The organism is Streptomyces sp. NPDC001828 (assembly GCF_042892175.1).
Lineage (GTDB): Bacteria > Actinomycetota > Actinomycetes > Streptomycetales > Streptomycetaceae > Streptomyces.
Genome location: NZ_JBIATV010000004.1, coordinates 268497 through 281467, shown reverse-complemented (window position 1 = coordinate 281467; position 12971 = coordinate 268497). Strand labels below are relative to the sequence as shown.

14 protein-coding genes are annotated in these 12971 nt (G+C 70.4%); 8 read left to right on the top strand and 6 right to left on the bottom strand.

Annotated elements, in window-relative coordinates; genetic code table 11:
• Positions 1 to 66 precede the first annotated feature (66 nt).
• The gene (locus tag ACFYZA_RS15500) at positions 67 to 960 is read right to left on the bottom strand and encodes a SigB/SigF/SigG family RNA polymerase sigma factor (protein WP_382585677.1); all 894 of its coding nucleotides are present in this window, start codon (positions 958 to 960) and stop codon (positions 67 to 69) included.
• 304 nt (positions 961 to 1264) lie between these two features.
• Between ACFYZA_RS15500 and ACFYZA_RS15495 the strand changes: the two genes are divergently transcribed.
• The gene (locus ACFYZA_RS15495; RefSeq protein ID WP_388490736.1) at positions 1265 to 1675 is read left to right on the top strand and encodes a hypothetical protein; all 411 of its coding nucleotides are present in this window, start codon (positions 1265 to 1267) and stop codon (positions 1673 to 1675) included.
• 101 nt (positions 1676 to 1776) lie between these two features.
• Here ACFYZA_RS15495 and ACFYZA_RS15490 read toward each other — a convergent pair whose 3' ends face one another.
• A complete protein-coding gene (locus ACFYZA_RS15490) occupies positions 1777 to 2091 on the bottom strand; it encodes a putative quinol monooxygenase (protein WP_388490733.1) in 315 nt (104 codons plus the stop codon).
• A gap of 37 nt (positions 2092 to 2128) precedes the next feature.
• Between ACFYZA_RS15490 and ACFYZA_RS15485 the strand changes: the two genes are divergently transcribed.
• Positions 2129 to 2278: a hypothetical protein gene (locus ACFYZA_RS15485; RefSeq protein ID WP_388490731.1), complete on the top strand. Its 150-nt coding sequence runs from the start codon at positions 2129 to 2131 to the stop codon at positions 2276 to 2278.
• Here the strand turns inward: ACFYZA_RS15485 and ACFYZA_RS15480 are convergent.
• Entirely contained in the window at positions 2275 to 2946 is a 672-nt protein-coding gene (locus ACFYZA_RS15480) for a DUF5701 family protein (protein WP_388490729.1), read from the bottom strand. The two genes, ACFYZA_RS15485 and ACFYZA_RS15480, sit on opposite strands and share 4 nt — an antisense overlap.
• A 337-nt stretch (positions 2947 to 3283) precedes the next feature.
• Between ACFYZA_RS15480 and ACFYZA_RS15475 the strand changes: the two genes are divergently transcribed.
• Positions 3284 to 3688 (top strand): hypothetical protein, encoded by a 405-nt coding sequence (locus ACFYZA_RS15475; protein ID WP_388490726.1) that lies wholly within the window; start codon positions 3284 to 3286, stop codon positions 3686 to 3688.
• A 113-nt stretch (positions 3689 to 3801) separates the two neighbouring features.
• Here ACFYZA_RS15475 and ACFYZA_RS15470 read toward each other — a convergent pair whose 3' ends face one another.
• A complete protein-coding gene (locus tag ACFYZA_RS15470) occupies positions 3802 to 4140 on the bottom strand; it encodes a cyclic-phosphate processing receiver domain-containing protein (protein ID WP_388490724.1) in 339 nt (112 codons plus the stop codon).
• 225 nt (positions 4141 to 4365) lie between these two features.
• On the opposite strand from ACFYZA_RS15470, the gene ACFYZA_RS15465 reads away from it, so the two are divergent.
• Positions 4366 to 5112: an endonuclease/exonuclease/phosphatase family protein gene (locus ACFYZA_RS15465; RefSeq protein WP_388490722.1), complete on the top strand. Its 747-nt coding sequence runs from the start codon at positions 4366 to 4368 to the stop codon at positions 5110 to 5112.
• Positions 5113 to 5172: 60 nt separating this feature from the next.
• On the opposite strand, the gene ACFYZA_RS15460 is transcribed toward ACFYZA_RS15465, so the two are convergent.
• Complete coding sequence (locus tag ACFYZA_RS15460; protein ID WP_388490721.1) at positions 5173 to 5949, bottom strand: response regulator; 777 nt, start codon at positions 5947 to 5949, stop codon at positions 5173 to 5175.
• Positions 5950 to 6063: 114 nt separating this feature from the next.
• Between ACFYZA_RS15460 and ACFYZA_RS15455 the strand changes: the two genes are divergently transcribed.
• From ACFYZA_RS15455 to ACFYZA_RS15440, 4 genes are all read left to right on the top strand, one after another.
• Positions 6064 to 7671, top strand: a complete 1608-nt coding sequence (locus tag ACFYZA_RS15455; RefSeq protein ID WP_388490719.1) for a CHASE3 domain-containing protein — start codon at positions 6064 to 6066, stop codon at positions 7669 to 7671.
• 8 nt (positions 7672 to 7679) lie between these two features.
• Complete coding sequence (locus ACFYZA_RS15450; protein ID WP_382585082.1) at positions 7680 to 8915, top strand: PP2C family protein-serine/threonine phosphatase; 1236 nt, start codon at positions 7680 to 7682, stop codon at positions 8913 to 8915.
• A 95-nt stretch (positions 8916 to 9010) separates the two neighbouring features.
• Positions 9011 to 9448 (top strand): ATP-binding protein, encoded by a 438-nt coding sequence (locus ACFYZA_RS15445; protein ID WP_382585078.1) that lies wholly within the window; start codon positions 9011 to 9013, stop codon positions 9446 to 9448.
• Between the two features lie 299 nt (positions 9449 to 9747).
• Positions 9748 to 12267, top strand: coding sequence for a hypothetical protein (locus ACFYZA_RS15440; protein ID WP_388490716.1), 2520 nt, complete (start codon positions 9748 to 9750; stop codon positions 12265 to 12267).
• 12 nt (positions 12268 to 12279) lie between these two features.
• Here ACFYZA_RS15440 and ACFYZA_RS15435 read toward each other — a convergent pair whose 3' ends face one another.
• A complete protein-coding gene (locus tag ACFYZA_RS15435; RefSeq protein WP_388491014.1) occupies positions 12280 to 12969 on the bottom strand; it encodes a beta-glucanase in 690 nt (229 codons plus the stop codon).
• Between the last annotated feature and the right edge of the window lie 2 nt (positions 12970 to 12971).

Genomic DNA, 12971 nt, shown 5'->3' with positions numbered 1-12971 from the left:
GCTGGGCGTGACGACGCGCTGACCGCCCCTTGCGTACGGGCGGACAGCGCGAGAGTGCTGCCGGGTCTATGCGGTGGCGGGCTCGTCGACCAGGCCCGTGCGGAGCTTCGCCAGTATCTTGGCGAGCAGCCGGGAGACCTGCATCTGCGAGACGCCGAGCTCGGTTCCGATCTGAGCCTGTGTCAGCTCTTGGCCGAACCGCATGCTCACGATGTGCCGTTCGCGGTCCGTGAGTCCGTCCATGAGCGGGCCCAGGGAGTTCAGGTCCTCGACCCGTTCCATACCGGGGTCCTCGGCACCGATGAAGTCCGACAGCGTCCGGGCCTTGCCGCTCGCCGTCTGCCCGGCTTCCTGGGTGTCGGCGGACATGTCGAGGGAGCCGGCCGTGTACCCGTTGGCCGCGACGATCCCGTCGATGATCTCTTCCTCGTCCCGGCCCAGGTGCTCGGCGAGTTCCTTCGCCGTGGGGTCACGGTCCAGCTTCAGGGCGAGGTGCTCCTTGGCCTTGGCTATCTCCGAGCGAAGCTCCTGGAGACGGCGCGGCACGTGCACGGACCAGGTCGTGTCGCGGAAGAACCGCTTGATCTCCCCCACGATGTAGGGAATCGCGAACGAGGTGAACTCGACCTCACGCGACAGGTCGAAGCGGTCGATCGCCTTGATCAGGCCGACCGTACCGACCTGCACCACGTCCTCCATCTCACCGCTGCCCCGGTTGCGGAAGCGGCCGGCGGCGAACCGCACGAGAGACAGGTTCATCTCGATCAACGTGTTGCGGGCGTACTGGTATTCACGGGTGCCCTCCTCAAGGACCTGGAGCCGGTCCAGGAAGAGCCTGGACAGCACGCGGGCGTCCTTGGGGGCAACGGCGGAGGCGTCCTCGATCCACGGCAGTTCGTCCTGGCCCTCGGCGGTTCTGCCGAGGGGCGAAGCAGTTGCTGCAGCGGTGTTCACGGACAGGGTCACGGTGCCGCCTTTGGTGGAAAGCAAGGTGTGCACCTCCTGCCCCCTCGGTCGGCATCCATGTGCCCGCGCCCTGCTTTCCCGTAATCGGGGCAGGCTCGGCCGGCTCGTTCGCCGCCTGCGGCCCCTCCCGCTTCACCACGCCACATCCGTGTCCGAGCCGTTCGCTGTTACGAGACAGTGACAGAGCGCCGACAACGCATACGGGGAACGGACCGTCATTCCTGGTGAGACCGCGCCAAGAGCACTTAGCTCGCTATCGGCGCATAACCGGATGCTCCATGTCGAGAGGGATACAACCATGATCGTCACCAAGCGGCACTCCCTTCGCATCGCCACCGTCGGCGCCCTCAGCGCGGCCTGTGTCGCCCTGGCCGGCACCGCGATGGCCGCCACTCCCACCGCTTCCACTCCGGCCGTGCGGCAGGCCGCGGCCGTCAAGGCCGACATCACCGCCAAGCCGTCGGCCACGTCGGTCGGCGCCTGGCAGCTGTTCCGCGTGACCGGCAACACCACCGGCCTCAAGGCCGGCAGCAGCGTGACGCTCCAGCAGAAGCAGAACGGCAAGTGGGTCACGCTGCCCGCCTCCGCGCCCATCTCCCGCAGCGGTTCCTACTCGCTCGGCGTCAAGCTGGGCCTCAAGGGCAAGAACGAGCTGCGCGTCGTGAGCGGCAGCACGGCCTCCGCGGTCTTCACCGTCACCGTGCGCTAGGCAGCGGGGCGGCTCCGGGCCGGTGTGTCAGGTCCGGTGTCCCCTTGCCGTGGGGCGGGCGCCCGCCCCACGGCAAGGGGACAGGCGTGGGCGTACAGCCTTCACTCGCCCCCGCTTCCCTCCCCCACGGCGAACACCTCGTCGTAGTAGTGGACTTCCATGTCCTCGGTCAGCATCTCCCGGAACATCGCGGTGTCGCCCTTGCCGTCCCGCCACCCGAGGTACGTCTCGTAGTCGGCACGGGTGGCCCAGCGGGTGACGGCGACGACCCTGTCCTCGTCGTCCTGGTCCCGCCACAGCCGGATCTCCTCACACCCGTGCTTGAGCGTCTCGGGCAGAACCTGCCGCAGGGTGGAGATGAGTTCGCCGGCCCGGCCGGGCTCGGTGTGAAAGGTGTTCGTAGCTTGAACGCTCACGATCACTTGCCTCCCTGGTGGGTTGAGGAACGGCTCGATGTGGAGTGCCGCCGTATGGCTGCGCGATCTCGAAGCCCTGCGCCGCTTCATCACCCAGGACCTCGCGCCCCTGTCCGTGACCAGCATCGACACGGTCCTGGTCGGCCATGCCGTGAAGCGCCCCGGCAGCGCGCCTGTCGGCTCCTAGCTGCTGCGGCCTCTGGCGGAGGCGAAGCCCAGCCAGGTATGGCGGTTGCCCCACCAGCACCAGCCGACCTTCGGGGCCCCGCGTCGCTCGCGACCGTCCCGCCCCGTGCCATTGCTGATCCAGATCGCCGGGGTCCGGGCGTCCAGGGCGCCATTTGCCTTGCGCAGCCGGGACCCGATGGTCATGAAGCAGCGGTTGCGCTCCAGGACCTCCGGCCGCTGGAGCACCCAGTGGAGGCCTTCGGTGAGCAGCAGCGGGGTGCGGCCCTCCTCGGTGAGGGCGGGCAGCGCCTCCTCGGGGCTCCAATTGGCCATGCGATCGCCGCGGTTGAGGTCCGCGAGGAGGTAGAGCGGGGCGTCCGGCAGCTCCACGTCACAGGGGGCGAACCCGTCGACGTCGGGCATGTCGACGACGACGAACCCGGGCTTGCCGTCGCGGCGTAGCAGCGGCGCGAGGGCTGAGGCGGGGGCGCGGTCCGGGTGGACGGCGAGCAGGACGTCGCCCTCCCCACGGTCGGCGTTCTCGGCGAAGGCGCGCAGTTCCTCGGCGGGGATCCGCGCCAGCTCGTGCACCCCGAGCTCGATCAGGCGCTCGGCCTGGGTCGCGAGCGACGGGAGAAGGGACGTGGTGACGGGGGGCGTGGTGACGGTGGGCGTGGTGTCGGGCAAGGCACTCCCTCGGTTCACGGAAGGCACGTTCTGGGTTCACGGTTCGCAGCAGCGAGCGTTCGCAGCAGCGGGCGTTCGCGGCAGCGGGCGTTCGCGGCAACGGGCTTGGGGTCAACGAGCCGGCCCAGCGGAGTGTTCCCGACTCGGCGCTGCCGTGTCGGAGGGAGCCACGGGGACGACGTGCCGCACCCGCAAGTGGCAGTGCCGGCGCCTCCGACCGAGCCCGGCGCCAAAGGCGCGGAGCGACTTTGGACACCGGCACAGCCTCCGCCTGGGCGGGCGGCTCCCCGCGCGTGGCGCGCGCCGCCCAGCGGGGGTCGCCGATACTTTGCGTCCCATGACGCCAGAACCGGAACGCAGTACGGATGAATCGACCGACGTCCAGGAGGCCCGCCTCGCGATCGAGGAGTACCTGAGCCGCACGCGGACGTCCGCGCGGCCGGACGAGTCGACGGAGGCAGGCGGCCGACGGACCGCGGACGGAAGCTCAGAAAGCTCGGAGGACGGCGGCCGATTCGACGACCGGATGGCGGAGAGCATCGCGCGGGCGGCGTGGGACGCGGTGCAGGACGCCACCCCGCCCCCACCCGACCCGGCGGCGGGCCCGGCCGAAAAGACGGAGCAGCCTCAGGAGCTCGCCGAACTCCACCGCCGGGCCGTGGCGATCGCCCGTGGCCTGCGGGAGCTCGGCTACCACCTGGACGAGACGCTCCTCCCCGGCCCCGACATGGCCGCGGGTTAACAGCTTCTGAGCCCCTCTCGCGCCAAGCCCCCTGTCAGCGCCCCGGGGCCACCCAGTGGCCCAGCCATCGGCAGGCCCGAAGGCAGGGCCCGGGCGCGGCTGGGCTGCCGGATTCAGGCCGTTGCCCGCCGGACCCGGTAGTTCCAGCGGGTGAGCGAGCGGACAACGGTCTCGGCGCCGATCGGGTTGGCGCTGTGAACGAAGACCGTGCCTATGCGGAACGGCCGCCCGTTGAAGGCGGCTTCTTCCATGAGGGTCACCACGGGCAGGATGCTGTCGTCGCCGCCGAGATCGTGGTCGAGCCAGAGTTCATCGACAAAACAGTCGCGGTGCTCATGCAAGAGCCGAATGCCTTCGCGGCTGGTACGGGCGATCCGGGTGGCCCTGGGGAGCGGTCGGAGGTCGTCGATACCGAGGATGACGGGTGCCGGTGCGGTCGGGTCCTGATTCACCCGATCATCATCGCAGTACCTGCTTCCGATCCCGATCAGCGTGGACCGGCGCCGCAACGCCCGACCCCCGGTCGCATGTTCACGGCGTCGGCGGACATGAACCCACTACGGTGCGTTCCGGCGGTGCCGCGCCCGCTGAGGGGGCTAGGCTCCGCCGGATACCGGCGGCCGGCGTCGTGACGCGGCGGCGGGATGGGGAAGTAGGAGAGGGGAATCGTGCGGGGCTTGCAGGACCTACCCGAATCGGCGACGGAACCCGACGGTTCCGTGATCGTGCGTGTGCTCAGCTACAACATCCGGTCCATGCGTGACGACACCGCGGCCCTCGCCCGGGTCATCCAGGCCTGTCGGCCCGATGTCGTCTGCGTTCAGGAGGCGCCGCGGTTCTTCCGCTGGCGCAAGGCCGCCGCCCGGCTCGCCCGGACGTCCGGGCTCATGTACGTCTCGGGCGGTGCCACCGCCTCGGGCCCCATGATCCTTTCCTCGCTCCGCGCCCACGTCGAACGCACCGAGGACGTCCTGCTGCCGCGCACCCCCGGGCTGCACCAGCGCGGCTTCGCCACCGCCGTACTGCGGTTCGGCCGGGCCCGACTCGGGGTGCTCAGCTGTCACTTGAGCATCGAGGACTGGGAGCGTTACGAGCAGGGCCGGCTGCTCCTCGACCAGCTGTCCGCCATGGACGTGCCGTACGCCGTAGCCGCCGGCGACCTCAACGACCGCCCCGACGGCCGGACGTTCGGCCTGCTCGCCGAGGCCCTGCAGGACGGCTGGACCACGAAGCCGTGGGGGCGGGAGCACACCACGCGGCTGGGCGATCCGCTCCAGCGCATCGACGCGGTCTTCGCGACGGAGGGCGTGGAGGTGCTGGGGTGCGGGGTGCCGATGGGACTCCCCCAGCTCTCGGAACGAGATCTCCGCGCGGCCACGGATCACCTGCCCGTACTGGCCGCGCTGCGAGTGCCCGCCTCGTAGAACGGGCCTCGGGGCCCCGAAACGGGCTCGACCCACCCGCACCCGGCCGCCCCGAGAGCGTCAGGCGCGCGGCGGCTGGGTCGCGGTGTCGAGGTAGAAGGAGTCGATGTTCTGGACCGCGAGCTCGAAGTCCTCGAGGTTGACGGGCTTGGTGACATAGGCGTTGGCATGGCTGTCGTACGCGCCCGAGACGTCGTCGGGGGCCGACGACGTGGTGAGGATCACGACGGGGATGGTGTGCAGATCCTTGTCGGTCTTGAGCACCTTGAGCAGGTCGCGCCCGTTCATGCGGGGCATGTTGAGGTCGAGCACGATGAGGTCCGGGCGTACGCTCCCGGGGGCGCGCAGGTATTCCAGGGCGGCCACTCCGTCCGTGACCTGCACCAGATTGCGGGCCCCTCGTTCGGAGAGAGCTTCCTCGATGAGCAGGGCGTCGGCGACATCGTCCTCGACCAGCAGGACGTCGAAGGCGCGGGCGGGGGTCGTCATCATCGGTTGCTCCGTAGGTGCTTCGGTGGAGTGGTGGAAGAGTCCGGGCCAGCGGCGCCGGGCTCCTTGGCGGGTCATTCCGCAGGCGTCGCCGATCTGCGGGTAGCCGGCGCCCGCGCGTGCGGCGTCCGTGGCAGCGGTCTGCTGAAGGCGTTCGGCGGATCTTTGCAGCTGGTCCAGGACGTGCAGGAGGGCCAGAGCCGGTCCCGGGCCGTCGTTCGACGGCGGGCATGATTGGGCTTCGAGCAGTTGTCGTGTGAGGCGCCGCGCGAGGCCACCGATCGCAGCGTCCGTGACGGCGGCCGTCTCCGGCGGTGTGGTCCGCAATGCGAAGTTCTTGCCAGCCATACCCGGAACCTTAGGCCCCGATACGGCAGGCGACAACAACTGTTGTCGATCGGCCTTTAGAGTATGCGGGCCGCGACCCTTTCAATGCGGCTGTCGCAGCGAGGAGTTCAGGGGATGACTGGTAACGAGCAGCGGGCGGGCAGGCGCGGCCTCTCGGCGTGGACGACACGGCAGTGGCTCCGTACCGGAATGGCCGGGGCGCTGGCCGTCCTCGCCCTGCTCGGCGTCGCGGGAGCGTGGATGCTCGGCCGGACGGCGTCGATCAGCCAGGACCTGGTGGACGTGAGGTCTCCGGCGGTGACGACCGCGATCCGGCTGGAGTCGGCCCTCCTGAACCAGGAGACCGGCGTCCGGGGTTACGGAATCACCGGCAACACGGACTTCCTGGCGCCCTACCAGCAGGGTCGCGCCGAGCAGGCGGCGGACGTCGCCCAGTTGTCGAAGCTTCTGGGGGACGACTCGAGCGGGCTCGGCGACGTCAAGGCCGTGCAGGACGCCATGGAGGCCTGGCGGGCGCGGGTCGGGGGGCCGGTCGCCGCGGCGCCGCCCGGCGCGCCCTCGGCGCTCGCCTCCGAACGCGCCACGGAGGGCAAGCTGGCCTTCGACAAGGTGCGGTCGGCCCTGAGCAGGCAGCAGGACCATCTGCGCGCCGAACAGGCACACGCGCGGGCCGATCTGGCGAGCATGATGCGTCAGCGCAACTGGGTGTTCGCCGTGATCGCGCTGTTCATCCTGATCCTGGCCGGGCTGGTCTTCGAGGGCCTGCGCCGCGGCATCAACGAGCCTTTGGAGCGGCTCGGTACGGAGGCCCGCATCATCACCGGCGGTGACTTCACTCACCCCATCTCGGCGACCGGCCCGGCCGACCTGAAGCGGCTGAGCGACGAGATCGACCTCATGCGCCAACGGCTCGTACGGGAGCTCGCGTTCAGCGAGGAGGCGCGCCAGCGCCTGGACGCCCAGTCCGCTGACCTGCAGCGGTCCAACACCGAGCTGGAGCAGTTCGCGTACGTGGCGTCCCACGACCTCCAGGAACCCCTGCGCAAGGTCTCCAGCTTCACCCAGCTCCTCCAGCGGCGCTACGGCGGACAGCTCGACGAGCGGGCGGACCAGTACATCGACTTCGCCGTCGACGGCGCGAACCGCATGCAGACCCTGATCAACGATCTGCTCGAGTTCTCGCGGGTGGGCAGGGTCCACAACAACCACCAGGCGGTGGACCTGGGCCGGGCACTCGACCGGGCCCTGTCCTCGCTGAGCCTGAGCATCGAGGAGTCCGAAGCGGAGGTCACGTACGACCCGCTGCCGACGCTGACGGCCGACTCCACCCAGATGGGCATGCTGTGGCAGAACCTGATCGGGAACGCCGTCAAGTTCCGCCGCCCCGACGAGACGCCGCGGATCCACGTGTCGGCCGTACGCGAAGACGCACTGTGGCGGTTCACCGTCACTGACAACGGCATCGGCATCGCACCCGAGTACGCCGACAAGGTCTTCGTCATCTTCCAGCGGCTGCACACCAAGGACGCCTACAGCGGCAGCGGCATCGGTCTCGCGATGTGCAAGAAGATCGTCGAGTTCCACGGCGGCACGATCGGCGTCGACCTCACGCACGAGCACGGCACCCGCATCACGTTCACCCTCGCTCCCGAGCCGCCGGAACGTCCCGGGCCGAGCGAGGTCCCCGGCGCCGACGCCGCCCGGGCGGTGCTGGCGTCATGACCGCCTTCATGACGGATCCTGCCGGCGCGGCGCCCGAGCAGCAGACGTACCGCGTGGTCCTCATCGAGGACGACCTGGCCGATGCCGTTCTGGTCGAGGAGCTGCTCCTGGACACCGGGCTGCGGTTCGAGCTCACCACGTGCGCGAGCCTCGCCGAGGCCCGCACCGAGCTGGCCCTGCACACCGCCGACTGCATCCTGCTCGACCTGCACCTGCCCGACGTCTCGGGAACCAAGGCGGTGGCCGCGGTCCGGGCGGCGGCCCCGCACACCGCGGTCATCGTCCTGACGGGTCTGTCCGAGGCCCAGGCGGGCAGCGACGCCATGGCCGCCGGCGCACAGGACTACCTCGTCAAGGGCAAGGTGGACGCGGACCTGCTGCACCGGGCGGTCCGCTACGCCGTCTACCGCAGCCGGACCGAGCGCACGAACGCGCAGACCCAAGCGGCCACCCTGCGCGCCGAGGAGAACTCCCGGCTCCAGCGCGGGCTGCTGCCCCAGCCGCTCCTCTCGACCTCGACCGTGACGGTGACCACCCGCTACCTGCCGGGCACCGAGCTGGCCCTGCTCGGCGGGGACTTCCTCGACGTGGTGGAGGGCGACGACGGGCTGCTGCACGCCGTCGTCGGCGACGTCAGCGGGCACGGCCCCGACGCCGCCGCCCTCGGCGTGTGCCTGCGCATCGCCTGGCGCTCCCTGATCCTCGGCGGACACCGAGGCGCCGAGCTCCTGCACCTGATGGAACGCATTCTGACCGCCGAACGCGGCGACCAGCCGCTCTTCGCCACCTGCGCCCTCCTCACCCTCGACCACGGAGCCGCCCGCGCCGAGCTGCACCTGGCCGGGCACCACGGCCCCCTGCTCACGACGGACGGCAAAACCCACGAAGTCTCCGCCACGCACGGCATCGCCCTCGGCATCGACCCCCACGACAGCAACTGGCCGCCGACCGTTCTGCCGCTCCCGGCCACCGGAGCACTGACCCTCTACACAGACGGCCTCACCGAGGGGCACAACGGCAAGGTCCCCGGCCGTCTCGGAGTCGAGGGCCTGCTCACCCTCATCGACCGCCTGCCGCAGTCGGATCCCGCCGCACACATCGACCTCCTCATCAAGGAGACCTCCACGCTCAACGCCGGCCGGCACTCCGACGACGTCGCCGTTCTCCGCCTCGACTGGAGACAGCCCTCGCTCCCGGCCCCCCGCAGCGCGGCCCCGAGCGCCACCCGGAGCACTCCGGGCTGACGGCAGGCGCGCTCGACGGCCGTCCCTCGTCCACGTGCACTCGGGTTTTCGGGGCAGACGGGACAAGAAGCCGGCTGTCGAACCAAGGAGAAACCGTGGCGAAGAACTCATCGCTGAAGGCCGTGGGGTGGGCTCGCTCGCTTCCGTTGAGCAGCAGTGTGAAGGAGGCGAGGGACTGGACGCGCGAGCATCTGGCGACGCTCGACTGGGCACAGTCGGCACCGGATGTGGTCGATGCGGTGCTCCTGGCCGTCTCCGAGCTGGTCACCAACGCCCAGGTGCACGCCCGCAGCACGGCACAGCTGATCCTCACCTGGGACGAGGAGTGCCTGCACGTCACCGTGCACGACGCCTCACCCCAGCTGCCCGAGCAGCGCGACCCCGAAGCCGATGCCCTCGGAGGGCGTGGCCTGCTCCTGATCGACGTCCTCGCCGACGACTGGTACGCCTATCCCTGCCCCCGGGGCAAGAACGTCACCGCGTGCTTCCAGCCACCCATGCCCGCCCACCCCGAGGCGGTCGGCGCCGGTTAGACGGGACCGCATGTGCGCGAGCACCCGCGTGTCCGCTGTTGACCGTTCTTGAACGCATGGGCGATGAATGCGCAACTCACCCTAAAAGAACGGGACTTGACTCCTATAGTGCTCACCGGCCCGACGTCGTGCGACTACGGCGACGGCCACCGCCGGAGTCATGGCAACGGGGAGCAAGGGTGCAGCTGGACGCGGTCATTTCACACCTCACCTTCAGGGAGAGGTTTCCTCGCAGGAGGGTGCGCTTCGAACGGGGTGCCGGAGCGCTGGTGTTGCAGATCGAGGGCGGGAGCGATCCCGTGCGACAGTGGCTGTCCCAGCTGCTCAAGCAGTACCGCGGCATCGTCCCGGTGAACAACCCGAGCGGCGTCGATCCGGACCAGGACCAGGAGCGGCAGGTCCTCGAGCAGTTGCAGGCGATCGCCGAGGGCTGCGGCTACGGAGGCATCGTGGCCCACGGGTTACCCGTGGTCTTCCCGCGCTTCGCCGCCGCCCGCACCGCGCTCTACGACTGGCAGCCCACCCCCGAGCACTCCCACGCCCGGCGGATGGGCAACCTCAAGGGCCAGATCAAGGAGGCGATCTCGCAGGAGCGCCGGCACACCATGCCAGAGGCCCGCCCCCGGCTCGACCCCCTGGTCCAGGATCCGTACGTCACCCAGCAACTAGGCGGTCTGCTCGGCCTGTTGCTGAAGGTGGTCAACGCGCTGAGGCTGCCGCATCACCGCACGGTGCGCTGGTTCCGCACCAAGAGGTTCCGCGGGCTTCGCACCTTCGAGGCGGTCTGCGAGGAGCTGGACGGCCGGCGGACCCGGCCCGCGCACGAGAAGCAGCGGCTGCTCGTCGAGGCGCTGCTCGCCGACGTCGACGCGCACTACGGCGTGGTGCGCCGCCTCAACCGGGCCCGACGCCCCGTGATCCTCCTGCCGGACGTGGACACCGTCCCGGCGCGGCGGATCATCCGGGACAGGGTGCTGGAGGCCTACGACGGCAAGGCCCGGGACCTGCGGGTCCAGCCCGTGGTCATCACCACGGCGCGGCCGGGCGGGGCGGACCCGGTGGTGGGCAAGAGGCCCCCGGTGCCGGCGAACGGACTCGCCGAGGAGATCCCGGGGCGCTTCCGCGAGCGCAGGGTCGTGGCCGTGTGGCGGGCGGAGGGCCGGAATGATCCGCTGCCCAGCCGGATCGTCCACGTCACGCTCGACGATGCCCCGGCCCCGCTTCCCGGGCCGGGCCTGCGCCTCCTGGGCCCGGTGACCGCGATGGTCGCGGCGCTCGCACTCCTCGGCACGGGGCTCGGTGCGTACTTCGCCTTCTTCCGCGAACCCGCCAGCTGCGGCAAGGGACTTGAGGTGCACGGCGGCGAGTGTGTCGGCGTCTCCGACGGGAGCGGAGTGTTCATGCCCGACGTCAAAGGCGTGCCCGAGCTCTTCGCTCGGATCGCCGAGCAGAACAAGGCGGTCGCGGCGCGCAAGCACGCGACCGTCGCCCTGCTGATTCCGATGCAGTCCACCAGCCCCGCCGTGCAACGGCAGATCCTCAGCGAGGTGCAGGGCGCGTACCTCGCGCAGGTGGCGGCGAACGGCGCGGACTCGGTGAAACCCGCGATCCGGCTCGTCCTCGCGAACCCGGGTGACGGGTACGGGCGCTGGCGCGGAACGCTCGATCAACTCACCGCCCAGGAGCCTGACTTGAGGGTAGTGGTGGGCTTCAATCTCAGCCTGGACAAGACCAAGGAAGCCCTCACCTACGTGACCAACACCCTGCACCTGCCGGCCGTGGCCAGCGTGGTGACGGCGGACGACTTCGCCAACCCCGAGGGCACCGACACCGTCCCCTACCCCGGTCTCGCCCGTGCCGTGTCCACCTCCCGCGAGCAGGCCCGGGCGCTGCTCACCTTCGACCCCGAACTGGCCGGATCCGAGACCGCGTTGGTCGCCGACGACCGGCCCGGCGACGACTACAACCGTTCCCTGCGGGACGCGTTCGCCGAGGCCCGGAAGAACGGAGGGGGTGGTGGGGTCCAGGACATGCGCTTCGAGTCGCCCGGGGTCGAGGAGGCGGGCGTCACGCCGAACGAGTTCGAGGACTTCGCCGGAAACATCTGCCGGTCCAACGCCCGTGTCGTCTACTTCGCCGGCCGGGCCTTCCACCTGAAGCTCTTCGTGGAGAAGCTGGCCACCACCTACTGCCGTGAGAAGGCGTCGTACACGGTGATCACCGGGTCCGACGCCACCACCCTCGACGAGCGCCTGGACGACCGCGACCGGGCCCTGCTGCGGGGCGACCCGGGTTCGGGCAAGCCGTCCGTCAGCATCCGCTATGCCGCCCCGGCCCACCCCGATGCCTGGAGTGCCGAGCTCGGCAAGTGGCGCAGCGACCCCAGGACGAAGGGGCAGGACCCCCCGCTGTATCTGAGGGAGGCGCAGGACTCGATGAACGCGCTGCGCCGAGGCATCGCGGACCAGTCGGGGTCCATCGGGCCGGTGAACCTGGACGACGGGCGGACCATCGTCACGTACGACGTCGTCCTGACCGCGAGCCGGGCTCTGGCACGCGCGGTCCACACCAGCGGCCTTGAGGTACCGACGGCCGACCGCGTCGTCAGGGACCTCGGCAAGCTCAACTCCGACCTGCGGGTGCGGGGCGCCGGCGGCTGGATCTGCCTCACGAACGCGGGGAATCCGTACAACAAGGCGCTGTCGGTGGTGCGCCTGGATCCCGGTGCGCGGAAGCTGGTGTTCGAGGGCGTGGCCTGGCCGTCCGGCCACGCGCCGGGCCACGACGACAACTGCGTCGTGCCGGTCCACCCCGGATAGTCGCGCGTTACGTCAGCGGCGATGGATCCGCAAGGACGACACCTCAAAGGACAGCTCTGTCAGGTCCGTTGGCGGCCTCGGGTGATAACGGCCCGCGCTGACCGAGAGGTTGACGATGAGGTAGGCCTGCCAGTTCCGTCCCACGCCCGCGCGGTCCCCGAAGACGCGCACGCCGTTCACCCACCACGTGACCGTCCGGGCCCCGAACCTGACCCGCAGGTCGAGCCACGCGCCAGGGGCGACGGCGGTGTCGCGGAAGTAGAACTGGCCGCCCTTGACGTGGTTGGTCAGCTCCAGGAGGTCCGGGTTGTCCGGGTGGTACTCGAAGACGTCGATCTCCTGGCCGCCGTCCCGCCAGGTCCAGATGGCGGGCCACGCCCCCACCCCGGCCGGCAGCCGCACACGCGCCTCCAGCACGTCGCCGGTGCGGACCATGAACCCGTCGGCGCTGCCCTCCGTGGTCAGCAGCCCGGTGTTCCAGGTGCCGTCGGCGTTCCGGGTCGCCCGGAACACTCCGCCCTGGGTGTACGACGGATCATCGACGAGGTAATCCAGCTTGTTGTCACCGGGGTTGACCGGGCCACCGTCCGGATACGCCGACGATCGGCCCGCGACCCACTGCGTCCGCGACGCGAAGTCGGCACTGAACACGACCGGGCCGTCGGCCGCTGAGGCACGGACACCAGAGCGCGGGCGGCGCAGAC